The sequence below is a fragment of the Elioraea tepidiphila DSM 17972 genome (genome assembly GCF_000378465.1).
Lineage (GTDB): Bacteria > Pseudomonadota > Alphaproteobacteria > Acetobacterales > Acetobacteraceae > Elioraea > Elioraea tepidiphila.
The window spans coordinates 226,742-249,976 of sequence record NZ_KB899910.1; the positions used below are offsets into that span (position 1 = coordinate 226,742).

General features: G+C 72.3%; 30 protein-coding genes. 19 read left to right on the plus strand and 11 right to left on the minus strand.

The features are described from left to right. The first annotated feature begins 31 nt into the window (after positions 1-31). From F563_RS0100975 to F563_RS21090, 4 genes are read left to right on the plus strand one after another with little or no spacing between them, the layout of a single operon-like run. Positions 32-301 (plus strand): hypothetical protein, encoded by a 270-nt coding sequence (locus F563_RS0100975; RefSeq protein WP_019012766.1) that lies wholly within the window; start codon positions 32-34, stop codon positions 299-301. A 36-nt stretch (positions 302-337) separates the two neighbouring features. Then, complete coding sequence (locus tag F563_RS21085) at positions 338-613, plus strand: flagellar biosynthetic protein FliO (RefSeq protein WP_019012767.1); 276 nt, start codon at positions 338-340, stop codon at positions 611-613. Beyond that, a complete protein-coding gene (gene fliP / locus F563_RS0100985; RefSeq protein WP_019012768.1) occupies positions 610-1,350 on the plus strand; it encodes a flagellar type III secretion system pore protein FliP in 741 nt (246 codons plus the stop codon). The genes F563_RS21085 and fliP overlap by 4 nt, the downstream gene beginning before the upstream one ends. A gap of 51 nt (positions 1,351-1,401) precedes the next feature. Beyond that, complete coding sequence (locus F563_RS21090; RefSeq protein WP_019012769.1) at positions 1,402-2,577, plus strand: M20 family metallopeptidase; 1,176 nt, start codon at positions 1,402-1,404, stop codon at positions 2,575-2,577. Here the strand turns inward: F563_RS21090 and speE are convergent. The 9 genes from speE to F563_RS0101035 form a co-directional block, all read right to left on the minus strand. Then, positions 2,547-3,419: a polyamine aminopropyltransferase gene (speE, locus tag F563_RS0100995; RefSeq protein ID WP_035574378.1), complete on the minus strand. Its 873-nt coding sequence runs from the start codon at positions 3,417-3,419 to the stop codon at positions 2,547-2,549. The genes F563_RS21090 and speE overlap by 31 nt on opposite strands. 92 nt (positions 3,420-3,511) lie before the next feature. Further along, on the minus strand, positions 3,512-3,976 hold the full coding sequence (gene speD / locus F563_RS0101000; RefSeq protein WP_026299220.1) for an adenosylmethionine decarboxylase: 465 nt from the start codon (positions 3,974-3,976) through the stop codon (positions 3,512-3,514). A 132-nt stretch (positions 3,977-4,108) separates the two neighbouring features. After that, a complete protein-coding gene (locus F563_RS21095; RefSeq protein WP_019012772.1) occupies positions 4,109-7,168 on the minus strand; it encodes a hypothetical protein in 3,060 nt (1,019 codons plus the stop codon). Continuing rightward, positions 7,168-7,818 (minus strand): protein phosphatase CheZ, encoded by a 651-nt coding sequence (locus F563_RS0101010; protein ID WP_019012773.1) that lies wholly within the window; start codon positions 7,816-7,818, stop codon positions 7,168-7,170. The genes F563_RS21095 and F563_RS0101010 overlap by 1 nt, the downstream gene beginning before the upstream one ends. Beyond that, positions 7,811-8,191, minus strand: coding sequence for a chemotaxis response regulator CheY (locus F563_RS0101015; protein ID WP_019012774.1), 381 nt, complete (start codon positions 8,189-8,191; stop codon positions 7,811-7,813). The genes F563_RS0101010 and F563_RS0101015 overlap by 8 nt, the downstream gene beginning before the upstream one ends. Positions 8,192-8,245: 54 nt before the next feature. Further along, positions 8,246-8,965 carry a MotE family protein gene (locus tag F563_RS21110; RefSeq protein WP_019012775.1) on the minus strand — a complete coding sequence of 240 codons (720 nt, stop codon included), beginning with the start codon at positions 8,963-8,965 and terminating at the stop codon, positions 8,246-8,248. Continuing rightward, the gene (locus F563_RS21115; protein WP_051089298.1) at positions 8,962-9,411 is read right to left on the minus strand and encodes a DUF6468 domain-containing protein; all 450 of its coding nucleotides are present in this window, start codon (positions 9,409-9,411) and stop codon (positions 8,962-8,964) included. The genes F563_RS21110 and F563_RS21115 overlap by 4 nt, the downstream gene beginning before the upstream one ends. After that, the gene (gene fliM, locus F563_RS0101030) at positions 9,411-10,490 is read right to left on the minus strand and encodes a flagellar motor switch protein FliM (protein ID WP_019012776.1); all 1,080 of its coding nucleotides are present in this window, start codon (positions 10,488-10,490) and stop codon (positions 9,411-9,413) included. The genes F563_RS21115 and fliM overlap by 1 nt, the downstream gene beginning before the upstream one ends. Next, positions 10,487-10,993, minus strand: a complete 507-nt coding sequence (locus F563_RS0101035) for a flagellar basal body-associated FliL family protein (protein ID WP_019012777.1) — start codon at positions 10,991-10,993, stop codon at positions 10,487-10,489. Before F563_RS0101035 ends, fliM begins: the two co-directional genes overlap by 4 nt. 284 nt (positions 10,994-11,277) lie before the next feature. On the opposite strand from F563_RS0101035, the gene flgF reads away from it, so the two are divergent. From flgF to F563_RS0101060, 5 genes are read left to right on the plus strand one after another with little or no spacing between them, the layout of a single operon-like run. Further along, positions 11,278-12,018 carry a flagellar basal-body rod protein FlgF gene (gene flgF / locus F563_RS0101040; protein WP_019012778.1) on the plus strand — a complete coding sequence of 247 codons (741 nt, stop codon included), beginning with the start codon at positions 11,278-11,280 and terminating at the stop codon, positions 12,016-12,018. A gap of 23 nt (positions 12,019-12,041) precedes the next feature. Then, positions 12,042-12,827 carry a flagellar basal-body rod protein FlgG gene (gene flgG, locus F563_RS0101045; protein WP_019012779.1) on the plus strand — a complete coding sequence of 262 codons (786 nt, stop codon included), beginning with the start codon at positions 12,042-12,044 and terminating at the stop codon, positions 12,825-12,827. Positions 12,828-12,835: 8 nt separating this feature from the next. Beyond that, positions 12,836-13,816: a flagellar basal body P-ring formation chaperone FlgA gene (gene flgA / locus F563_RS0101050; protein WP_162140555.1), complete on the plus strand. Its 981-nt coding sequence runs from the start codon at positions 12,836-12,838 to the stop codon at positions 13,814-13,816. Continuing rightward, a complete protein-coding gene (gene flgH / locus F563_RS0101055; RefSeq protein WP_019012781.1) occupies positions 13,813-14,547 on the plus strand; it encodes a flagellar basal body L-ring protein FlgH in 735 nt (244 codons plus the stop codon). Before flgA ends, flgH begins: the two co-directional genes overlap by 4 nt. 47 nt (positions 14,548-14,594) lie before the next feature. After that, on the plus strand, positions 14,595-14,942 hold the full coding sequence (locus tag F563_RS0101060) for a hypothetical protein (RefSeq protein ID WP_019012782.1): 348 nt from the start codon (positions 14,595-14,597) through the stop codon (positions 14,940-14,942). Positions 14,943-15,033: 91 nt separating this feature from the next. Here F563_RS0101060 and dksA read toward each other — a convergent pair whose 3' ends face one another. Both dksA and F563_RS21120 read right to left on the minus strand, forming a co-directional pair. Beyond that, entirely contained in the window at positions 15,034-15,450 is a 417-nt protein-coding gene (gene dksA / locus F563_RS0101065) for an RNA polymerase-binding protein DksA (RefSeq protein ID WP_019012783.1), read from the minus strand. Between the two features lie 116 nt (positions 15,451-15,566). After that, positions 15,567-16,019, minus strand: a complete 453-nt coding sequence (locus F563_RS21120; RefSeq protein ID WP_019012784.1) for a flagellar assembly protein FliX — start codon at positions 16,017-16,019, stop codon at positions 15,567-15,569. A 186-nt stretch (positions 16,020-16,205) separates the two neighbouring features. Here F563_RS21120 and F563_RS0101075 point away from each other — a divergent pair, with 186 nt between their 5' ends. Genes F563_RS0101075 through F563_RS0101120 form a run of 10 tightly spaced genes read left to right on the plus strand, consistent with a single transcriptional unit; the run spans position 16,206 to position 23,232 of the window. Then, positions 16,206-17,321: a flagellar basal body P-ring protein FlgI gene (locus tag F563_RS0101075; RefSeq protein WP_019012785.1), complete on the plus strand. Its 1,116-nt coding sequence runs from the start codon at positions 16,206-16,208 to the stop codon at positions 17,319-17,321. Between the two features lie 2 nt (positions 17,322-17,323). Beyond that, on the plus strand, positions 17,324-17,635 hold the full coding sequence (locus F563_RS0101080) for a rod-binding protein (RefSeq protein ID WP_019012786.1): 312 nt from the start codon (positions 17,324-17,326) through the stop codon (positions 17,633-17,635). After that, a complete protein-coding gene (locus tag F563_RS0101085; protein WP_019012787.1) occupies positions 17,632-18,030 on the plus strand; it encodes a hypothetical protein in 399 nt (132 codons plus the stop codon). Before F563_RS0101080 ends, F563_RS0101085 begins: the two co-directional genes overlap by 4 nt. 52 nt (positions 18,031-18,082) lie before the next feature. After that, positions 18,083-18,622, plus strand: a complete 540-nt coding sequence (locus tag F563_RS0101090; protein ID WP_019012788.1) for a permease — start codon at positions 18,083-18,085, stop codon at positions 18,620-18,622. After that, the gene (locus F563_RS0101095) at positions 18,619-19,134 is read left to right on the plus strand and encodes a hypothetical protein (protein WP_019012789.1); all 516 of its coding nucleotides are present in this window, start codon (positions 18,619-18,621) and stop codon (positions 19,132-19,134) included. Before F563_RS0101090 ends, F563_RS0101095 begins: the two co-directional genes overlap by 4 nt. Positions 19,135-19,144: 10 nt before the next feature. Beyond that, complete coding sequence (locus F563_RS0101100; RefSeq protein WP_051089299.1) at positions 19,145-19,942, plus strand: RibD family protein; 798 nt, start codon at positions 19,145-19,147, stop codon at positions 19,940-19,942. Further along, entirely contained in the window at positions 19,939-20,913 is a 975-nt protein-coding gene (locus tag F563_RS0101105; protein WP_019012791.1) for a zinc-dependent alcohol dehydrogenase, read from the plus strand. Before F563_RS0101100 ends, F563_RS0101105 begins: the two co-directional genes overlap by 4 nt. Positions 20,914-20,924: 11 nt before the next feature. Next, entirely contained in the window at positions 20,925-21,326 is a 402-nt protein-coding gene (locus tag F563_RS0101110; RefSeq protein WP_019012792.1) for a 6-pyruvoyl trahydropterin synthase family protein, read from the plus strand. Beyond that, on the plus strand, positions 21,323-22,375 hold the full coding sequence (locus F563_RS0101115) for a glycosyltransferase family 4 protein (protein ID WP_019012793.1): 1,053 nt from the start codon (positions 21,323-21,325) through the stop codon (positions 22,373-22,375). The genes F563_RS0101110 and F563_RS0101115 overlap by 4 nt, the downstream gene beginning before the upstream one ends. After that, positions 22,372-23,232 (plus strand): class I SAM-dependent methyltransferase, encoded by an 861-nt coding sequence (locus tag F563_RS0101120; RefSeq protein WP_019012794.1) that lies wholly within the window; start codon positions 22,372-22,374, stop codon positions 23,230-23,232. Before F563_RS0101115 ends, F563_RS0101120 begins: the two co-directional genes overlap by 4 nt. The last annotated feature ends 3 nt before the right edge of the window (positions 23,233-23,235 follow it).

A 23,235-nucleotide genomic window follows, 5' to 3' on the forward strand; every position in this document is an offset into this window, starting at 1 on the left:
GGTGGCGCCGGCCCAAGGGCGAGCGGAGCGGATGGACGACAACGACGAGACGGAGCGCGCGGCCACGATCGGCCTGATCGCCGAGACGATGCGCTCGACCGTGACCGTTGCGCGCGCCCTGGTCGATGCGGGGGTGAAGGTCGACCTCGCCGGGCTCGACCGCGAGGTCGGCGACCTGTGCGCCGACGCGATTGCCCTGCCGCGGCCGCTCGGGCGCGAGCTGATCGGGCCGCTCAGCCGGCTGCGCGACGAGATTTCCGCCCTCGAACGGACGCTGACGGACGACCCGCCCCCCGGCTGATCCACCCTCTCCCCTGTCGCGGCAGAAGGCCGGACAATGACCGAGACGCTCCAATCCATCCCCTGGGCGATCGCCGCACTCGCGGTCACGATCGCCGTCATCCTGCTGGCCGGCAAGCTCGCCCAGCGCGCGGGCCTCGGGGCCGGGCCGCGCTCCGGACGGCGGCTCGCGGTGATCGAGACGCTGGCGGTCGATGCCAAGCGCCGGCTGGTGATCGCGCGCGTCGATGAGCGCGAGGCGGTGCTGCTGGTGGGCGGCGCCAACGACCAGGTGGTCTGCCTGCTGAGCCAGAGCCCGGAGGCCGGCCGATGAAGCGCTGCCTCCTGCTCCTGTTGACGGCGCTGCTGATGCTGCTGCCGTCGGTCGCCTTCGCCCAGTCGGTGACGGTCGATCTCGGCAGCGCCGGCGATGGCAGCGCGGCGACGCGGATCGTCCAGCTCACCGCGCTGATCGCGCTGCTCAGCCTCGCCCCCTCGCTGCTGGTGATGGTGACGGCGTTCGCCCGCATCGTGATCGTGCTGTCGCTGCTGCGCGCCGCCCTCGGCACGCAGGGGACACCGCCCAACACCGTGCTGATCGGGCTCGCGCTGTTCCTCACCTTCTTCGTCATGCAGCCCGCCTTCGAGCAGGCCTGGACGCTCGGCATCCTGCCGATGACCGAGGGGCGTGTCAGCGAGATCGAAGGCATGCGCCTCGCCGCCGAACCGTTCCGCGGCTTCATGGTGGCGAATCTGCGGGCGGAGGATCTCTCGCTCTTCCTCGACATCGCCGATCTGCCGCCGCCCGAGTCGCCGGCCCTCACGCCCTGGCGCGCGCTCGTGCCGGCCTTCCTGGTCGGCGAGCTCCGCCGCGCCTTCGAGATCGGGTTCCTGCTGTTCGTGCCGTTCCTGGTGATCGACCTGGTCGTCGCCTCGGTGCTGATGAGCATGGGCATGATGATGCTGCCGCCGACGGTCGTCTCACTGCCGTTCAAGCTGATCTTCTTCGTGCTGGTGGACGGCTGGCGGCTGGTCTCGGGCAGTCTGGCACAGAGTTTCGTCGGCGGTTGATTGCCCTCGGGGCCGCCACGGGTCACGCTGTTCCCCGTGAAGGGGGATGCGATGCGGGAGCTGACGAGCGAGGCGCTGCTCGAGGATGTGCGGCGCTGGGTGGCGATCGAGAGCCCGACCCAGGATGCCGGCGCGGTGAACCGCATGGCGGATCATGCCGAGGCCGAGCTGCGCGGCCTTGGGGCGGCGATCGAGCGCATCCCCGGCACCGACGGGTTCGGCGACATCCTGCTCGGCCGCGTGCCGGGCGAGACCGGGGGCCCCGGCATCCTGGTGCTGGGCCACATGGACACGGTGCACCCAGTCGGCACGCTGGCGGGCCCCCTGCCCTTCCGGATCGAGGGCGAGCGCGCCTACGGCCCGGCCATCTACGACATGAAGGGTGGAAACGCGATCGCGATCGCCGCCTTGAAGCACCTGCACGCGACCGGGCGCCGGCCGCGCCTGCCCGTGACGGTGATGATGATCCCGGACGAGGAGGCCGGCAGCCCGTCCTCGCGCGCGCGGATCGAGGCCGAGGCGCTTCGCCACGCGATGGTGCTGGTCGCGGAGCCGTCGGGTCAGGGAGGACGGCTGACCGTGGCCCGCCACGGGATCGCGCGCTTCCATCTGCGCGCCATCGGGCGGCCCGCGCATGCCGGCGCCTATCACGAGAAGGGTCGCAGCGCGATCCGCGAGATGGCGCACCAGGTGCTGGCGATCGAGGCGATGACCGACTATGCGCGCACGATCGTGCTCAATGTCGGCACGATCACCGGCGGCACACACGAGAACATGGTGCCGCTCGGTTGCGAGGCCTGCGTCTACGTGCTGGTGCCGACCGTGGACGCCGAGGCCGAGGTGCATGGACGTCTGCTCGGCTTGCGGCCTGCCAATCCCGATGTCCGCCTCGAGGTGCGGCGGGGCCTGTTTCGCCCGCCCTACGTCAAGACGCCGGCGATCCAGGCACTCTCCGATCACGCCACTGCCCTCGCGCGCGATCTCCCCTTCCCCGTCGCCGGCGAGCGCGTGGCCGGTGGGGGCAGTGACGGCAATTTCACCGGCGCGCTCGGCGTGCCGACGCTCGACGGGCTCGGCGTGATCGGCGACGGGCCGCACACGCACGAGGAGCACCTGCTGATCCCGTGCCTGGTGCCGCGTACGACGCTCTGGGTGCGCCTGTTCGAGACGCTCGATGCGCCGCTCGTCGCGGCGGCTCAGGCGCCGGGCAGCAGCGTCGCGATGTAGGGCGGAAGCTGGAAGGCGGCGGCGTGCACCGCGGGCGTCCAGTAGCGCGTGGTGCCGAGGATGCCGGCCGCTTCTGCCCGACGGGCGAGTTCCTCCGGGGCGATCTCCCGCAGGCCAGCCTGCTTCGCCGACCAGCCCAGCGTCATGAACCCGCCGACATAGGTCGGCACGGCAGCGACATAGGCGTGCACGTCGGCGAACACCTTACGTCGGCGCAGGCTGGTCTCGCGCAGCTCGTCGCCCTGCATGAACGGCACGCCGCACTGGTTCACCACCAGCCCGCGCGGGGTAAGGATGCGCGCGCAATTGGCGTAGAACTCGTCGGTGAACAGCACCTCACCGACGCCGATCGGATCGGTGCTGTCGACGATGATCACGTCGTAGCTCGCTTCCTCCGCCTCGCGCACATGGGCGATGCCGTCGCCGACGATCACCTCGGCACGCGGATCGTTCCAGGCATCGCCCGAGATCGCCGGCATGTGCTCGCGGCAGAGCCGGATCACCTCGCCGTCAATCTCGACCATCACCGCGCGCTCGACACCGCGATGGGCCAGAACGCGACGCAGCACGCCGCCGTCGCCGGCGCCGATGATCAGCACGCGGCGCGCCTCGCCATGCGCGATCAGCGGCACATGCGCGAGCATCTCCTGATAGACGAACTCGTCCGCCTCGGTGATCTGGATCACTCCGTCCAGCACCAGCACGCGCCCGTGGCTCTCGGTCTCGACGATGGCGATGTCCTGGAACGCCGAGCGGGTGCGCGCGAGTTCGCGCACGACGCGGAAGCGCTGACCCCAGGCGGGATAGAGCGTCTCGTTCAGCCAGATCTCAGCGGAGCTCATGATCGTCCTCGCCATGATGCGGATCGGGCGCGGCACGCCGCGCCCGACAGGCACCCAGGTTGAGGCAGCCGGGGCCGGGCGATACCGGCCCCTCAGCCCACCATGCCGCGCTTCTGCTCGCCGAGCAGCACACGCTCCGGCTGGAACGCGCGCTTGATCGCCGGGATCGAGTCGTACGGATCGCAGGCCCCGCACATGAAGATGTCGATCGCCGCGTAGTCGCGCTCGGGCCACGTGTGGATCGAGATGTGGCTTTCCGCCAGCACCAGCACGCCCGACACCCCGCCATTGGGCGAGAAGTGGTGGAAGTGGCCGTGCAGGATCGTCGCGCCGGCGGCCTCGGCGGCCGCGCGGAGTGCCGCGTCGATGTGATCGGGATCGTCGAGCCGCGACGCCCCCCACAGATCGACGAGCAGATGCGTGCCGGCGAACTTCACGCCGTTGCGCTCGACGAAGTAGTCCTTCCTGTCCTCCGAGCACTCGGTGCCGGGGCGATCGATCGTCTGGGCTTCGCTCGGAGAGTCCGAGACCATCCCCAGTCGGGTGAGAGCGTTCATGGCGAACCCCTTTCCAACCAGCAGATGACCAGCGGGCGCGGTCAAGGCGGCGGTATTTGAGGCACCAACCCCCGCGATGCAAGCCTTAATCGTCCCGCCCGGCGCATAGGGCGGTCCCGCCCTGCGCCGCCCTCAGTCGCGCGGCGCCGTCGCGAGGGCGGCGAGGATGCGCGGCATCTCGCGCGCGAGCCGGAGTTCGGCGGAAACCCGGGGCAGATCGGAGGCGCCGCGCACCGGCCCGCCGGTCAGCAGCCGGAACGGTTCGGAGAGCGGCCCCGTCGCCATCGCGGCACCGTGATCCCGCGCGAGCCCGCTCAGCGTCTCCGTATCGCCCGAGAGCGAGGCCGCGACCGCGAGCCGCAGCAGCATGCGTCGCTGGTCGGCATCGAGCGGATTGCCAGGGGCGGGCAGGCGGCTCCGCGCCAGCACCTTCAGCGCCGCCACCGCGTCCTTCCAGTCGCCCGCCTGCGCGGCGAGTTCGGCACGCGCATCGAGCGCGACCGGATCCTCCGATTGCGCCAGCAATGCTCGGGCCGCGGGCGGGTCTCCGCTCGCGGCAAGCGCCCGCGCCCGCAGCACCAGGCGCTCGGTGGCGAGCGCAGGCGGGGGACGGTGCGGCTCGCTGGCACCCAGCACCGCCAGCGCGGCGGCCGCGTCGCCATCGGCGAGCTTCAGGCGGGCGAGGCGAAGCCCGGTGCGGGCACGATCGATGCCGCGCTCCGGCTGGCTGTCCATCAGCCGCTGCAGGGTGATGCCGGCGCGCGCGGTCAGATCGAGCGCGACCAGCCGCTCGGCCAGCCGCGCGACCATCTCATCGCCGGCCTGGCCGGGCGGCAGAAGGTCGGCGTTCTCCTCGAACAGCGCGATCGCCTCGACCGGCGGCATCGTGTCGGCCGCACCGTCGCGGAAGAGGGCGGCGAAGGCCTCGCCGAGCCGTGCCCGGATGTCGCCCGCACGGTCGGGAAACAGCGAGGCGGTCTCGCGCAGCAGCAGCAGGGCCCCCGACCAGTCGCCCGACTGGGCCCGCAGCTCCGCCGCGCGCAGCCGGAGCGCACGTTCCGCCGCATCGCCGCGCCACGCGTAGAGCAGCGGCTCCAGCCGCGCCGCCGCCTCGGGTGCGCCGATCCGGCCCTCGCGCAGGCCGAGTTCCACCGCACGGGCGAGCGCCCGCACGCGCTGGCGCCGGTCGCGCAGCCGATCGAGCGCCTCGTAGGCCGCGAGCGCCTCGTCGATCCGCCCGCGCGCCTCCATCAGCATCGCACGCGAGAGTGCGAGTTCCGGCAGCTCGCCGAGCCGGGCGAGCAGGGCATCCGCCACCTCGACCTCGCCACCCTCGAGCATCGCCTCGGCGGCCGATGGCGCGATCCGGCGCGCGAGCGGCAACGGATAGGCCGGCAGCAGCGGCGCGGCGGCGGCGAATTTCGGCGCCGTCACGGCGGCCGGCGTGCCGGTCTGCTCGGCGAGCCAGGCGCGCCAGAGCGTGATCTCGTCGGTGCCGTCGAGCCGCGGATCGGATAGCGGGCCACGCGCCTCATCGGGGCGGCCGGCGAGCAGGGCCGCGGCGCCGGCAAGCGCGGCCCAGCGGGGGGAGGCGGCGGCCACAGGATCCTCGGACGCGGCAAGCGCCAGCACCGCGTAGGCCTCCGGTCCGAAGCCGAGCGCGAGCATGGTCTCGGCGAGCATCATGCGCGGCCGGGCACGCGCGAGCGGCGGGGCGGCCGCGGTCTCGGCGCGCAGCAGGCGCAGCCGCTCGGCAAGCGCGGCTTCGGGGAGGCTCGGGATGTCGAAGCTCCGCGTCGGCGCACGCGTCGCGAGCGAGAGATCGACGCCCTGCTGGCCGGGCGTGATCGCGAGCCCGCGCGGCATGGTCTGGCCGGCGGTCAGGGCGAAGGCGTTGTCGGCCGGACGCAGGGTGACGTGCTCCGACCAGGCCAGCACCGCGACGCCGCGCTGCGTCGGCATCAGGGAGAATTCCGGATAGGCACGGCCAACCGGGACGCGGCCCTCGCCCTCGGCGAGCGTGCCGATCAAGAGGCGCTCGCCCGTGTCGGGGTCGCTCAGGTGCACCACCGCGGCGGCGCCAGGCGCCTCGACCGTCAGGCCGACGCGCCCCCCCTCCTCGCGCACGGCGGCGCTGAGCGCGTTGCCGGGCGGAAAGCCCTCGGGCAGCACTTCGAGGCGGACGCCGCGCTCGGTGCGGGCGAGCCGGACGGCCGCCTCATCGGGCAGGCGGACACGGATGACCGTCGCGGCCGGCGTGACCGCCACCTCGGCCGAGCCGAAGACCGGGTCGGCACGCAGCGGCCGCAGATCGACCGGCCGCGCCTCGTCGGCCACGACCCAGACCCAGTCGCCGCGACGCAGCACGGCGAAGCCGGTCGTCGCGGCGAAGGGCAGCACGACCGAAGGATGGGGCGCGTTGCGGACCGCGCGGGCGGTGAGGCTGACCGGGCCGGGCCCGGACGGCGCGGGGGTGCCGGCCGTCGGCAGCGCCTGTGCCGGCTGTGGCGCGACCTGTGCGAGCTGAGGCTCAGACCGCGGAGCCTCCGCGACCGGGACGCTCGCCTCGATCGGGGGCGCAGGCCCGGTGGCGGCCAACGCTTCCGTGGCCTGCGGCGCCGAGGCCGGCGCCGCGGTATCGGCGCGGCTCGCGCGCGCGGAGGGCTCGGACGGTGGCGCTTCGGCGCGCGGCGGCACGGGCACCCGAGCCTCGCTCACGGCGGCAAGCGCGCGGGGCTCGGACGGCGGTGCAGGCGGCAGCGGCAGCGGCGGCGCAGCAGCGATCGGCGCGGCCGCCGGAACAGGTGGCACAGCGCGGGCCGGCGAGGCCGGGGGCCGGGCGGCATCCGAGGGCGCGACATCCAACACGATGCGCGCGCCGAGGCGGTAGTGGCGCAGCCTCGCGCCGGGCGCAACCTCGATCGCCGCGCCCGTGCCGGAGGCATCGAGCGATGTCACCTGGCGCGGCAGGCGTCGGTTGACGCCCTCGGTCTCGAAGCGGCCGGGCCGCTCGAACGACAGCAGGATCCGGTCCCCCTCCCGCGCCACGGTGTAGCCGACAGGGGCGGGCCACTCGAACACCACCCGGCCGAAACCGGGGTGGCTGCCGGCGCGGACCGCGACCGGCTCCTCCGCGTGGGCCGCGGAGGTGGCGAGGGCCAGCGTGAAGGCGAGCAGGAGGGGACGGTGCATCAATCGAAACTCGCGAGCAGACGGTCGATCTCGGCCTGATCCACGCCATTGCCGGGCAGTTGCGGGCCGTTCAGCAGCGACGCTTCCGGGCCGGCCGCGACCGGTGCGGGCGGCTCGGCGCCGGCGGCACGATCGGAGAAGGTCGCGACGATCGCCGCGATCCGGTCCTCGATCGACTTCAGCGTCCGCACCACCTTGGTGATCCGCTGGCCGGTGATGTCCTGGAAGCTGCACGCCTCGTAGATCCGCGTCACCGCAGCCTGCAGCGCCTCGCCCTGCTCGCCGCCGAGCTCGCTCGCGGCCCTCTCGAACGTCTCGCAGCAATCGAGGATCTCGTTGGTCGCCTGCGCGGTCGCCTCGACGATCGCGTCGAGCTCGTCGGTCGCCGAAGGGATGAAGGCGCGGTTGATGTCCTCGACCTTGAGCGAGGCGATCTCCTGCTTGGCAGCGGCGATCGTGCGGCCGATCTGCTCGACCTCGGCGAGCAGCGTCGCCTCGCTCGCGGTCAGATCGCCGTGCATGGTCGCCAGCACCTGCTCGACGATCTCGGCGACCGCCTCGGGCGTTGTCGCGTCGCGGTGGCGCGCGCGCAGTGCGGCGAGCCGCTCGGCCAAGGCGGCGCGGCCTGCCCCGTTGCCGCCATCAGGCATGGACGAGCACCTTCTCGATCTTCTCCTTCAACGTCTCGGCGTTGAAGGGCTTGACGATGTAGTTGGAGACGCCGGCCTGCTTCGCGGCGATGACGTTCTCGGTCTTGCTCTCGGCGGTGATCATGATGAAGGGCAGGTTGCGGAGCTTGCCGTCGGCTCGCACCTCCTGGAGCAGCTGGAGGCCGGTCATGGGCTGCATGTTCCAGTCCGAGATGACCAGGCCGTAGTTGCCACTGCGCAGCATGGACAGCGCCTGCGCGCCGTCGGTCGCCTCGTCGACATTGTTGAAGTCGAGCTGGCGCAGCAGGTTGCGGATGATTCGCAGCATCGTCTTGTAGTCATCGACGATGAGGATGTTCATGTTCTTGTCCATGGATCGGATCGCGCTCCTGTGGTGGCCGGGGCGGGCGCCGCCGGGGGCTGGGGGTCAACCGCCTGCCGCACCCTCATCGGGCGAGCGGGCTCGGCGCTGCGCGAGCTCAGCCGTCAGTGCCTTCGCCTTGTCCGGATTCATTCCGGCCAGGATCGGGGCGGCGTTGCGTTCGCGCATGCGCTCGACCACCTCTATCAGCACAGGCATTTCCAGTTCGTTGAAGATGCGCGCGGCATCGCGCGGACGCATGGTCTCGTAGATCTTCACGAGGCCGCGCCAGCCGGCATCGGTGCGCTCGCGCGCGGCCTGATCGAGCGCCTCAAGGCGCTGCTGCAACTGCTGAAGTTCCTCGATCCGCTCGGCGAGCCGACGCTCGGCCGCGACCACGACAGCCTCGCGCTCGGCGATCGTGCGCTCGCGCTCCTCCAGCGCGAGACGGCGGGCGCGCAGATCCTCGAGCACCGTCATCTCTGCCGCACTCGGCTGGGCGAAGCGAGGTGCCGTCGGTGCCGACCCATCGGCCGGCGGCACTGCCGGAACCGCGGCGGGCCGATCCGTGCGCGCCGCCTGCTGCACGGCAGGCGGAGCCTCGGCCTCGCCGCGCGCGGCGAGCGCGGAGGGGACGATCGGCAGGCCGACCGCACCCTCGGGCGCGGGCGCGAACGGCATACCGATCAGCAGCGCGGCGACGCGCACGGTCAGCAGTGCCGCAAGCGTGACGATCACGAAGGGCAGCAGGCGGGCGTGCCCGCGGCGGGATGGAGCGGTCGTCATCGGGCGAGCCTCAGGGCCTGCATGAGATCGCGCTCGGCCTGGCTGCGCACCTTGGGCGCATCGGCCGTTTCCGGGAGAGCGCGGGCGGGGCTGCGCGGTTCAGGCGCATTGGCGAGCGCCCGCGCCTCGCGCACGCGCGAATCGAGGCGGTCGGCCAAGGCCTCGCCGCGCTCGATCAGGAACACGAGGTCGCCGCGCAAACGCTCGGCCGCCTCGGTCTGCTCGGCGACCTGATGGCCGGCACCTTCGGCCGCGGCGCGCAACCGCGCCGTCGAGGCCTCGGCCCGCGCGGTCGCCTCGTTGAACCCGGCGACCAGCGCCTCAAGCGCGGCGTTGTCACGGCGCAGCACGCCGAGCCGCCGCTCCAGCCGCACGGCATAGAGCAAGGTCGCGGCAAGCAGCACGAGAAGCAGCGCTTCAAGGCCCCATTGCAGCAGCGTGATCATCAGGTCTCCCCCTGCCGGCGCGGCACGTCGCGTTCGATCCGGACGGCCATGCGGCCGTTGCGCCGTCCCATCCGTCCCTGGAACAACGGCACGCTGCCGCACCGCAGGCTGACCGGCGTGTCGGCGGTTGCGTTCAGCACGATGCGGCTGCCCACGCGCCACGACATGACGTCGGCGAGCTTGGCCCATTGCTCGTCGATCACGGCGGAGAGCTCGATATCCGTCTCCCACAGCTCCTCGGCGAGATGGGTCTCCCAGATGCTGTCGCGGCCGAACTTCTCGCCCATGAACTGCTGCAGCAGCATCTCGCGCACGGGCTCGAGCGTGGCGTAGGGCAGCAGCAGTTCGAGCCGGCCGCCGCGGTCCTCCATCTCGACACGGAGCTTGGTCAAGACGGCCGCATTGGAGAGACGACTGACGACAGCGAAGCGCGGATTGGTCTCCAGCCGCTCGAAGCGGAAGTTCACCGGGCAGAGCGGGTCGAAGGCCTGGGACAGATCGGCCAGCACGACATGGATCATCCGCTCGACCAGCGTGCGCTCGATCGTGGTGTAGGGGCGGCCCTCGATGCGCATCTGCGCTGTGCCACGCCTGCCGCCGAGCAGCACGTCGACGATCGAGTAGATCATCGCCGAGTCGACCACCATCAGCCCGTAATTGTCCCACTCCTCGGCCTTGAACACGGCGAGCATGGCCGGCAGCGGGATCGAGTTGAGGTAGTCGCCGAAGCGCAGGCTGACGATGTTGTCGATCGACACCTCGACATTGTCGGACGTGAAGTTGCGCAAGGACGTGCTCATGATCCGCACGAGGCGGTCGAACACGATCTCGAGCATCGGCAGGCGCTCGTACGTGACGAGGCCCGAGGAGATGATTTTCTGGATGCCCGACAGCTCGACATCCGAAGCCGGGCCGCTGTCGAACCCGAGCAGGCTGTCGATCTCGGCCTGGTTCAGCACCCGCGCCGCATCGGGGCCGGCGGCGCTTTCGCCGGCCTCGCCGTCGCCGCCTTCGAGATCCGCACCCCAGGCGGCGGCCAGCGCCTCGTCGTCGAGTTCGTTCTCGGGCGTGGCGCTCATTGCACCAGCATCTCGACGAACAGCACGTCGGTGACCTTCACCGGATGCGCGGCGACCTTGGCGCGGGCGGTGAGCTCCTCGCGCAGGCGGTGCATGCCGATAGAACCGCGCAGCTCCTCGGGGCGCAGTTCCCGCAGATAGGTGGTGAACAGGTCCTGCAACCGCGGCACCGCGGCGTCCATCTGGGGCAGCTCGCGGCTGTCGGCGATCTCGATGCGCGCGACCAGCTTGAGATAGGACGGACGCCGTCCGGCGCCGACATTCAGGTTGACGATGATGTCGGGCATGGCGAACAGGCCCGGCTCGGGCTTCACCTCGGCCGGCGGCTCCGCCTCGCGGCCCATGCCGAGCAGCCCGGGCAGCACGCCGCTGAACCACAGACCGCCGCCCAGCGCCGCGACCAGCACCGGCGCCCCCAGCAGGATCAGCTTGCGCCGCCCGTTCGACGCGGGCTGCTCCGCTGTCGCCGCATCGTCCTGCGCCACCGACGCGCTGCCGGCCATAGCCTGCGTTCCCACTTCCGCTCCGGCGGACGTCACCCCGACCTCCGCAGGCATGTGTGTGCAGCGCGTGCGGTTAAGGAAGCTTGAAAGGGTCACCGATCGCGGCGCGGGGCGGCCCGGCATGCGGCGCCCGGTGACGCACCCGGCTTGCCGGGCAGGGTTTGCCGGTGGGGCGGCCTTGCATGCCGGCGCGCGCACGGAAAGTCGGGGAAATCGGCCCCTGGCGCGCTGGCATGGCGTTTGCGGTGGCCGTGGGCGACGGACCTTCTGGACGCACCCACGCCATGGACACCACCGGCTACGTCGCCCTCTCCCGCATGGTCGCGCTGCAGCGCCAGACGGACATGACGGCGCACAACATCGCCAACGCGAACACCCCGGGCTTCAAGGCCTCGCGCATGCTGTTCAGCGACTACCTGGTGAACCAGCGCCGGGTGGACCAGCCGATCGCGGCGCGCACGGTGCATTTCGTGCAGGACCGCGGCACCCATCGCGAGATGGCGGCCGGCGCGATGCAGAGCACGGGCAATCCGCTGGACATCGCCCTCGCCGACGACGGCTTCCTCGTGTTCGACACCCCGCGCGGCGAGCGCTACAGCCGCAACGGCCGGCTCACCCTCGACAATGACGGCCGGCTGGTCGGGCCCGAGGGGTTCCCGGTGCTCGCCCACGGTGGCGAGCCGATCGTGATCGCCCCGGATGAGGGCCGGATCAGCATCGCGACCGACGGCACGGTCAGCACCGAGAACGGCCAGATCGGGCGCATCCGCGTCGTCCGGTTCGAGAATCCGCAGGCGCTGCGCGCCGAGGGCGTGAACCTCCACGCCACCGAGGAGGAGCCGCTGCCGGTCGATGCGCCGGTGGTGATGCAGGGCATGGTCGAGGAGTCGAACGTCCACGCTGTGGTCGAGCTCACCCTGCTCATGGCGCAGATGCGCGAGTTCCAGTTCGCCTCGCAGTTCATCGAGCGCGAGGGCGAGCGGCAGACCCAGGCGATCGAGCGCCTGACCCGGCGCCGCGGCTGACCTGACCCGAAGGAGAGCTGACCATGCGATCCCTGCACATCGCCGCGACCGGCATGCTGGCCCAGCAGACCAATGTCGAGGTGATCTCAAACAACATCGCGAACATGTCGACGACCGGCTTCAAGCGCCGGCGCGCCGAGTTCCAGGACCTGATCTACCAGAACATGCGCCGGGTCGGCTCGACCAGCTCCGACACCGGCACGATCGTGCCGGCGGGCGTGCAGCTCGGCCTCGGCACCAAGATCGCCGCGGTCTATCGCATCCACGAGCAGGGCAACCTGCAACAGACCGAGAACCGCTTCGACATCGCCATCCGCGGCCCCGGCTATTTCCGCATCGAGCTGCCGAACGGCGACTTCGCCTACACCCGCGACGGCACCTTCGGGCTCAGCCCGCAGGGCGAGGTGGTGACCGCCGACGGGTTCCGCCTGCTGCCCGGCGTGGTGATCCCCCAGGCCGCGCGCGACGTCACCATCAACGCCAACGGCGAGGTGCTGGTGAAGCTCGACGGCCAGATCGCGCCGGCGAATGTCGGCCAGATCACCACCGCGATCTTCGCCAACGAGGGCGGGCTCGAGGCGATCGGCGACAACCTGTTCCTCGAGACGCCCGCCTCGGGCCAGGCGCAGATCGGCGTGCCGGGCGGGCCCGGCTTCGGCAACCTGATGCAGGGCTTCATCGAGACCTCGAACGTGAACGTCGTCTCCGAGATCACCTCGTTGATCACCGCTCAGCGCGCCTACGAGATGAACAGCAAGGTGATCACCGCCTCCGACGAGATGCTCTCCACCCTGACCCGGCTGCGGTGAGCCCGATGATGCGCCCCCTCCTTCTCTCTTTCGCCCTGCTCGCCGCCGTGCCCGCCGAAGCGGCGGGCGAGGCGATCGCGCGCGCGAAGGTCGTGATGGACACGCCGCAGGTCCGCCTTGCCGACCTGTTCGAGAACGCCGGCGCGAACGGCGCGCGCGTGCTCGGCCCCGCCCCTGCCCCGGGTCAGCGCTACATCGTGCCGGTCGCGCAGCTCGCCGCGATCGCACGCGACAACGGCCTGACTCTGGTGGGCGGCGGCCCGACCCTGGTCGAGCGGCCCGGCCGGCCGATCGCGCGCGAGGAGGCCGAGGCCGTGCTGCGCCAGGCGCTCGCCGCTGCGGGCGCCGTCGTCGGCGCGGAGGCGCGGCTGGAGATGCAGCCCTTCACGCCGCCGACGGTGCCGATGGGCGTCACACCGCACCTGATCGTCGAGGATCTCTCCTGGGACCAGGCCACGGGCCGCTTCGCCGCGACGCTGACCGCGATCGCTGCCGGCGAGCAGCCCGCGCGCACGCGGCTCGCCGGCCGGCTGAACGACCTCGTCGCCGTGCCGGTGACGATCCGGCGCCTGAATGCCGGCACACCGGTCACGGCGAGCGATGTGCGCATCGTGCGACTTGCACCCGACCGCGTGCCGGCCGACGCCGTGCTCGATCCGGCCGAGTTCGGCGGCCAGGTGCTGCGCCGTGCCCTGCCGCCCGGCGCGCCGATCGGGCAGTCCGATCTCGGCGGGCGGCTCCTGGTGGTGAAGGATCAGCCGGTGATGATGGCGATCGAGGTTCCCGGCCTGACCGTCACCGCCCAGGGCCGGGCGCTCGAGAACGGCGCGCGCGGCGACATGGTCCAGGTGCTGAACATCGCGAGCCGCGCCGTCGTCGAGGCGACCGTGATCGGCCCCGGCCGCGTGCGTGTCACCCCGGGCAGCATGCCCGTCTCACCCCCCAACGACCGACGTCTCGCCAACCGTCGCGTGGAGCCGAACCGATGATCCGGATCCTTCTGCTCGCCTCAGCCATGACGCTCGCCGCCTGCAACGCACCGCAGCGTCTCTCCGAGATCGGCCGCGGGCCGCAGCTCTCGCAGATCGAGAACCCGACCGCGCGGCCCGACTGGCGGCCGGTGTCGATGCCGATGCCGACGCCGCAGGCGCCCGTGCACACGGCCAACAGCCTGTGGCGGCCCGGGTCGCGCGCCTTCTTCAAGGACCAGCGCGCCACGAACGTGGGCGACATCATCACCGTGCTGGTCAGCATCCGCGACGAGGCCCAGCTCGAGAACAGCTCGACGCGCAACCGCAACAACAGCGAGAACATGGGCCTGCCGCAGATGCTCGGGCTGGAATCGAGCCTCACGCGGATTCTCCCGGGCACCATCAATCCGGCCAACCTGGTCACCGCCTCCTCGACCGGCGGCTCGACCGGCAAGGGCCAGATCCAGCGCACCGAACAGGTGACGCTGCGCGTCGCCGCGGTGGTCACGCAGGTGCTGCCCAACGGCAACCTGGTGCTGAACGGCAAGCAGGAGGTGCGCGTGAACAACGAACTGCGCGAGCTCTCGATCAACGGGGTCGTGCGCACCCAGGACATCGGCTCGGACAACACGGTCCGGCACGACCGCATGGCCGAGGCCCGCATCGCCTATGGCGGCCGCGGCATCATCAGCGACATCCAGCAGCCGCGCTACGGCCAGCAGCTGCTCGACATCATCCTGCCGTTCTGACCGCGCGGCCACGCCAGACACCCGCCCCGCAACCGAGGAGGTCGTCGATGTTCCGTCCGTTCCGCCTTGCGCTGGTGCTGCTCGCGCTGGTCGCCGCCGGTGTCGGCTCGGTGGCCACCGCGAGTCCGACTGGCCCCCATCTCGACCAAGCGAGCCGCATGGTCGGCAGCCTGCTCGACCTGTGCGCCGCCGGGATCGGGGCGGTTCTGGCCATCGCCGGCAAGGGCGCAGGCGCCATGAGCGTCCTGCTCTGGTCGGCGATCGGGGGCCATCCGGCCGTCTCGCCGCCGATGCTGCTGGGATTCCTGGCCGGCGTCGGGCTCGCGGCGCTGCTGCTCGCGGCTCTCGTCGTGATGGCCTTCACGCGGTCGCGTTCGGGCGCCGGGCTCCGGTGACGATCCAGTCGGGGTGAGGGCGACCCGCCGCTCATACCAGCCCGCCGCGCAATTCCGTCCGGACGAAGGTCAGACCTTTGTCCGGACGGTATCAGTCGTCGCGGTGGGTCTTCTCCATGCGCTCGTGACGCTCCTGCGCCTCGATCGACAGCGTGGCGATCGGCCTCGCCTCGAGCCGGCGCAGGCTGATCGGCTCGCCGGTCTCCTCGCAGTAGCCATAGGTTCCGCTCTCGATCCGCTCGAGCGCCGCATCGATCTTGCCGATCAGCTTCCGCGCCCGGTCGCGGGTGCGCAGCTCCAGCGCCCGGTCGGTCTCGGCCGAGGCACGGTCGGTGAGATCAGGCTCCTGCAAGCCGCCGTTCTGGAGGCTCGTCAAGGTATCGTCGGCTTCCTTCAGGAGTTCGGTCCGCCAGCGCAGCAACTTGCGCCGGAAATACTCGACCTGAAGGGGGTTCATGAACTCTTCGTCGTCGGAGGGTCGGTAGTCCGGCGGCAGCGTCACGATCATTGCTCGTCCCTGTGCGCGCTAACCCCCCGCGCGCGACTGACACCCAAGGGGGGCGAAGGCGGGCGGACTATACTCATCGCCCCCAGGGTCGCCAAGATCGAAGCGACGCACACAACCTATTGAGACAAAACGGTTTCACTCCTCCGTCGCGCAGCGGCCGCGGCATCGAGGCGGGCAAGTTCCACCGCCGCGCGCACGCCGATCTCGGCGGCGATCGCCGCAAGGCGCGGATCGGCGGCGACTTCGGGCTCGGCGGCCAGCGCGGCGAGCGACTCCAGCCGGCCACGCGGCAGCCGGCCGCCGAGCAGGCCGAGCTGAAGTGCGGCCAACTCCTCCAGCATCCCCTCGGCACGTCGGCGCGAGCGTGCGTCACGCTCGCCGGCCGCGACCGTCTCCTGCAAGGCCAGCAGCGACGGCGCGATCGAGACACCGTCGACCGGTGCCGAGTCGTGCGCTTCCGCGGCCTCGCCCGTCTGGACGGCAACACGGAAGCGCCCCGTGCCGCCGACCGGGCGCGCGGGGCGTGGGGAGGTCACCGGCGCCGGTCCGAATCCGACGATCTTCACCATCGTCCAGCTCCTTCGTCTGGCCGCCCGCCGGCCGGCAGGACTGGCCGTACCCGGCAAGTTCTGCCGGGCAACGAACCGCGCCACCCCGGCCGAGGCGGCGGCAATCCGCGGGATCGTGTTTGGCACGGAGTTCGCTAATCGATCGTTGCGGCCAGAAGGGCCGCGTCTGACCAACGGATGCCGAGGATGATGCGGACTGTCCTGCTCGCCGCCCTGCTGACCGCGCTCGCCGCCCCGCTTGCCCCCGCGCACGGCCAGGTGCGGATCAAGGACATCGCCGATGTCGAGGGCGTGCGCGAGAACCAGCTCGTCGGCTATGGCCTGGTGGTCGGCCTGAACGGCACCGGCGACCGGCTCTCCTCGGCCGTGTTCACCCGCCAGAGCCTGATCGGCATGCTCGAGCGGCTGGGCGTGAACACGCGCGACCAGGAACAGCGGCTCGACACCAAGAACGTCGCCGCGGTGATGGTCACGGCCTCGCTGCCGGGCTTCGCCCGCCAGGGCACGCGCATCGACGTGCAGGTCGCAGCCCTGGGCGACGCCACCAACCTGACGGGCGGCACCCTGCTGGTGACACCGCTGCTCGGCGCCGACGGCGAGGTCTACGCCGTCGCCCAGGGCTCGGTGACCACCGGCGCGATCGCCGCGCGCGGCGGCGCGCAGACCGTGACGCGCGGCGTGCCGACCGCCGGGCGGATCGCCAACGGCGCGATCGTCGAGCGCGAGACCGGCTTCGCGCTGAACGAGCGGCGCGAGGTGCGGCTCAGCCTGCGCAATCCCGACCTGACGACCGCGCGGCGGATCGCCGCGGCGGTCAACGCGTTCGCGCGCGGCCAGGTCGCGACGCCGACCGATCCGGGCACCGTGGTGGTCACACCGCCGGCGGGGCGCGCGGCCGACCTGATCGGCTTCCTGACCGACATCGAGCAGCTTCGCATCCAGCCCGACCAGGTGGCGCGCGTGATCATCGACGAGGCGAACGGCATCATCGTCATGGGCGCCAATGTGCGCGTGAGCACGGTCGCGATCGCGCAGGGCAACCTGACCATCCGCATCACCGAGACCCCGCAGGTGAGCCAGCCCAACCCGTTCGGGCAGGGCCAGACCGTGGTGGTGCCGCGCACCGAGATCCAGGTCGAGGACGGGCGCGAGCGCCGCCTCGGCATCGTGCCGGGCAATGTCACGCTGCAGGATCTCGTCGGCAGCCTGAACGCGCTCGGCGTCGGCCCGCGCGAGATGATCCAGATCCTCCAGGCGATCAAGGCGGCCGGCGCCCTGCAGGCCGAGCTCGAGGTGATCTGACCATGACGCCGGTTCTGCCGCCCGCCGCCGATCCGCGCCTCGCCGGCGCGCCCGCGTCCCCCCGCCCGGGCGCCGATCCCGCCGCCATGGCGCGCACCGCGCGCGCGTTCGAGGCGATGGCGCTCGGCGCGCTGCTCCAGCCGATGTTCGAAGGGCTCGGCAAGGGCGGCGCGTTCGGCGGCGGACCCGGCGAGGAGATGTGGCGGCCGATGCTGGTGAACGAGTTCGCCCGCGCGATCGCCGAGGGCCGCGGGCTCGGCATCGGCGATGCCGTGATGCGTCAGATGATCGCGATGCAGGAGCAGCGGGCATGATCTCCGCACTGATCAGCGCCGGCGTCCGGCTGGCCGGACTGCTGGAGGCCGAGAACCGGGCGCTCGCGGCCCTCGATCTCGCCGCCGCGGCCGCGCTCGCCGAGCCGAAGCGGGAAGCCGTCGAGGCCTTCGTCGCCGCCGAGGCGACCACGCGCAAGTCGGGCGGGCGCGCCGGCGAGGCGGAACGCGACGCTGTCCGCACCCTCTCCGAACGGCTGAGCGCGCTCGCCTCGGCGAACCGGCGCATGCTCGAGCGCGCGCTCGCCGCGCAGGATGCGCTGGTGCGCGTGCTCTCCGAGGCCGCCCAGCCGGTGGACGGGCGCTATGTCGCCAACGGCGCGCCGCGGCCGGTGCGCCACGCCGCACCGGCGGTGACCCTCGCCGCCCAGCTCTGATCCGCCTGGCTCGACGCACCACCGCTGACGCGGGCATGATCGCCTGCGTCCCATGCCCCCGCCCTCCGCCGCGTCGCCGCTCAAGCGCCACGCCAATCTCGTCTTCATCCTCGGCCTCTGCGCCGCCTCCGCCCTCGCCTGCTTCGCCCTGAAGGGCACGGAGGGGCTGGTCAGCGGGCTGGCCCGCGCGCGCGATCTCGCCGCCGTGATGCTGCCGGTGATCCTGCCGGCGCTGATCCTCGCCGGACTGGTGCAGGTAGGCGTGGCGCGCGAACGCATCTCGCGCTGGCTCGGTGCGAATTCGGGGCTGCGCGGCCTCGTGCTGGCCACAGTCGCCGGAATCGCCACACCAGGTGGGCCGATGGCAGCGTTCCCGCTGGTGCTGGCGCTTGCCGCCGGCGGCGCCGATCGCGGCGCGCTGATCGCCTACATCGCCGCCTGGGCCTTGAACGGGTTCAGCCGCATCCTGGTGTGGGAGATCCCGGTGCTGGGCCCGGAATTCGCGGCCTTGCGCTTCCTCGCCTCGCTGCCGCTGCCTGTGCTTGCGGGCTTGGTCGCGCGCCGCCTGCCCGGCTGGGTCGGCGCGCGATGACGCTGACCGCGCTCCTGCTCTGGGCGACCGCGGGGATCGGCTGCCTCTGGGCCCTGCGGCGCGATCCCGCAATGCTGCGCGGCGCCCTCGCTCACACGCGCACCAGCCTGTTCACGGTGCTGCCGATCATCGCCATCGCGCTGCCCACGGCAGGGTTCCTCAGCGAACTCGTGCCGGAACGCGTCGCCGCGACGCTGTTCGGGCCCGACAGCGGCGTGCTGGGCCACCTCGCCGCGACGATCGCCGGCGCCTGCATCCCCGGCGGGCCGTTCGTTTCCTTCCCGATCGTGCTCGCGCTGTGGAGTTCCGGCGCAGGCGCGGCGCAGATGGTGACGCTGATCTCCGCCTGGTCGGTGCTGGGGCTGAACCGGGTCATCCTCTGGGAAGTGCCGCTGATGGGATGGCGCTTCGTCCTGCTGCGTCTGGCCGCGACCGCCTGGCTGCCGCCGCTCTCGGGGCTCGGCGCCGAGATCATCCTCGCCTGCCTTCCTCCTGACGTGCTCGGACGCTAGAAGCCCGTCGATGGATGGAGGGGGCGGAACGGCGGATGCGGTCGCGATGTGGCGCGCGCTGCTGGCGCGCCGCGGCGGCGCGCGGGCGGCGTTGCCCGCGCCGGCCGACGCCCAGGCTGCCCTGCTGCGCGACCTGTTCGCACCCCTCACCGAGCCGCCGGTGGCGGCCGATGGCGCATTCGTGACCGCCCACCTCGCCCAGAGCCTCGACGGACGCATCGCCACCGCTGCGGGGGTGTCCCGCTGGATCAGCGGCGCGGCCGACATCACCCACACGCACCGGCTGCGCGCGCTGCATCATGCGATCATCGTCGGTGCGGGCACGGTGAAGCACGACGATCCCCGCCTCACCACGCGCGAGGTCGAAGGGCAATGCCCCGTGCGCGTGGTGCTCGACACGGACCGCCGCCTGCATCACGGCCATCTCGTGTTCCAGGATGGATTGCCGACGCTGCTCGCCTGCGCCGAGGACGCCGCATCGCCTTGCGGCGGGGCGGAGATTTTGCGCCTGCCGCGCGCGGAACGTGGGCTCGATCTGCGGGCGCTCGTCGCCGCGCTGCGCGCGCGCGGCCTGACGCATCTTTTCGTCGAGGGCGGCGGCGTCACGGTCGGCCGCTTCCTAGCCGCCGGGCTGATCGACCGGCTGCACGTGGCGGTCGCGCCGCTGCTGCTGGGAAGCGGCATCCCGTCGCTCGCCCTGCCAGGGATCGATCGGCCGGAGCAGGGAATTCGCTTCCCGATGGTCGTGCATCGTCTCGGCGACGACATGCTGTTCGATTGCGCCATCGATCGCCGCACGACGTCATGACCGCACGCGCCTTCTGGACCATCGGGCCCGGTCAGGGCGAGCTGCGCGTGGAGACGCTTCCGCGCCCCCGCGCCGACGAGGCGTTGGTGCGCACGCTCGCGAGCGGCGTGTCGCGCGGCACCGAATCCCTGGTGTTCGCCGGCCGCGTGCCGGCGAGCCAGTACGCGGCGATGCGCTGCCCGTTCCAGGCCGGCGACTTCCCGTTTCCCGTGAAGTACGGATACAGCGCGGTCGGCATCGTCGAGGCCGGACCGCCGGCGCTGATCGGCCGGCGCGTGTTCTGCCTGCATCCGCACCAGGATCGCTTCCTGGCACCTGCGGCGATGCTGCACACGGTGCCCGAGACCGTGCCGACGCGCCGCGCGGTGCTCGCCGCCAACATGGAGACGGCGCTGAACATCGCCTGGGATGCCGCCGCACTGCCCGGCGAGCGCGTGCTGGTGATCGGCGCCGGCGTGGTCGGGCTGCTGGCCGCGCATCTGCTCGCGCGCATCCCCGGCGTGACGCTGACCGCGATCGACACCGACCCGGGCAAGGCGCGCATCGCCGCGGCACTCGGCCTCGCCTTCGCCACACCCGGCGAGGCCCCGGCCGAGGCGGAGCTGATCGTGCACGCCTCCGGCTCGCCCGATGGCCTGGCGCTCGCCCTCGCCCGCGCTGGCTTCGAGGCGCGCATCATCGAGGCCTCGTGGTTCGGCGACCGCGTCGTGCCGCTGCCGCTCGGCGAGGCGTTCCACAGCCGCCGGCTGCGGCTGCTCTCCTCGCAGGTGGGCAGCATCGCCGCCACCATGCGGGGCCGCCGCAGCCATGCCGAGCGGCTCGCCCTCGCGCTCGCGCTGCTCGACGACGCACGGCTTGACGCCCTGCTCGACGGCCCCACACCGTTCGCCGATCTTCCCGCGACCATGGCGCGGCTCGCCGCGAGCCCCGGCGCGCTCTGCCACCTCATTGCCTACGATCCCTCCGTCTGAAAGGACCGCGCGTGTTCAGCCTCACCGTCTGCGACCACGTCATGATCGCCCATTCCTTCCGCGGCGAGGTGTTCGGCCCGGCGCAGAAGCTGCACGGCGCGACCTATGCGGTGGAGGCAGAGTTCCGCGTGCCCACGCTCGATGAGCACGGGCTGGTCGTGGATATCGGCCTTGCCCGCACCGAACTCCGCCGCGCGCTCGACAGCTTCGACTACGACAATCTCGACGCCCTGCCGCAGTTCGCCGGACAGAACACGACCACCGAGTTCATGGCCGCGCATGTCCACGGGCTGCTGGTCGCGGCGCTGAGGAAGGGCCGGCTGGGCGACGGCGGCAAACGCGTCACGGCGCTGAAGGTGCTGCTGCGCGAGAGCCCGCTCGCCTGGGCCGCCTACGAGGCGGCGGTGGAATGAGCGCGCTCGCCATCGCGCTGATGGTGCCGGCGCCGTTCGACGCGGTCTCGGGCGGCTACGGGTATGATCGTCGCATCGTCGCGGGCTTGCGTGCGCGCGGCCATGCGGTGCGCGTGGTCGAACTCGCCGGGCGTCACCCGCTTCCCGATGCGGCGGCCGAGGCCTCGGCCTGGCAGGCGATCGCCGAGCTGCGGTCAGGCGAGATTCCGGTGATCGACGGGCTCGGCCTGCCGTCCTTCGCGCGCGCCGCGGAGGCGATCTCGCGCGCCGCGGCGGTCGGGCTGATCCACCACCCCACACCACTGGAGAAAGGCCTCTCCGAGGCCGACGCGGCGCTGCTGCGCGAGAAGGAGGCGCAGCTTCTGCCGCACCTCGCGCGCCTGATCGCCACCTCGCAGACGACCGCGAAGGCGCTCGCCGGCATGGGCATCGCCGAGGCGCGCATCGGCGTGGTCGAGCCTGGCACCGATGCTGCGCCGCGCGCGCGGGGCTCGCAGGGGGCCGGTTGCGCGATCCTCTCGCTGGGCGCGGCCGTGCCGCGCAAGGGCCATGACCTGCTGCTGCGGGCACTCGGGCGGCTGACCGATCTCGACTGGCGGCTCACCATCGTCGGCAGCCTCGACCGTGACCGTGTCCATGCGGCGTCCCTCGCCGCGCTGGCGCGCGATCTGGCGATCGCTGACCGCATCACCTTCGCCGGCGAGATCGCCGACGATGCGCTTGAGGCACTCTGGGCCGGCACCGATCTGTTCGCGCTCGCGACCTGGCATGAAGGCTACGGCATGGCGGTGGCCGAGGCGCTGAAGCGCGGCATTCCCTGCGCGCTGACGTCGGGCGGCGCGGTCGCCGATCTGCTGCCGGTCGATGCCGGGGTGATCGTGCCGCCGGGCGACTGGATCGCGCTCTCGCGCGCGATGCGCCGGCCGATCTTCGACACCGCGCTGCGCCACCGCATGAGCGACGCGGCCTTCGCCGCCGGCGCGCGCCTGCCGGGCTGGGAGACGCAGGCCGACGCCTTCACGCGCGAGCTCGCCGCGGTCGCCGGATGAGCGAGGGGTTCTCGGCCGACTGGCTCGCGCTGCGCGAGCCGTTCGACCGTGTGGCGCGCTCCCGGAGGCTCGCCGCGCGGCTGGCGGAGGCGCTGCCGGCGCGGCCAAGGATCATGGATCTCGGCGCCGGCACGGCCTCGCTGTTCCGCTTTCTCGCCCCCATCATCGGCCGCGCGCAGGCCTGGACGATCGTCGACGCGGACGAGGCGTTGCTCGGTCGCGCCTTCGCCCGCACCGCAGACTGGGCCGAAGCGCGCGGGCTTCGCGTCACCACGCCCGGCCGCGCTCTGCTGATCCACACACCCAGCGGCGCGTGGCGGATCGAGGCGCTCGCCACCGATTTCGGCGATGACCCGTCGCGCCTACCCTTCGCCACACACGACGCCGTGGTGTGCTCGGCGCTGATGGATCTCGTCTCGGCCGCCTGGGCGGAGCGGCTCGCGGCGGCGCTGCATGTGCCGTTCCTCGCCTGCCTGACCGTGGACGGCCGCGACCGCTTTCGCCCCGCACACCCCGATGACCGGCTGATCGCGCGGGGATTCGCGCGCGACATGCGGCGCGACAAGGGCTTCGGACGTGCGATGGGTGCGGACGCGCCGGCCACGCTCGCGCGCCTGTTCGCCGCGCGCGGCTTCAGGGTGGCGACAGCGCCGTCGGACTGGATCATCCCGCCGATCGCCGGGCCGATGCTGGAAGCGATGGTGCGCGGCCACGCCGCCGCCGCCGCGAATGCGCTGCCCGCTGCCACCGCGCGCATCGCCGCCTGGGAGCAGGCGCGGCTCGCTCTGCTCGCGCGCGGCCGGCTTGCGCTGACCATCGGCCATCGCGACCTGCTCGCCCTGCCCGCGGAGACCTGAGTC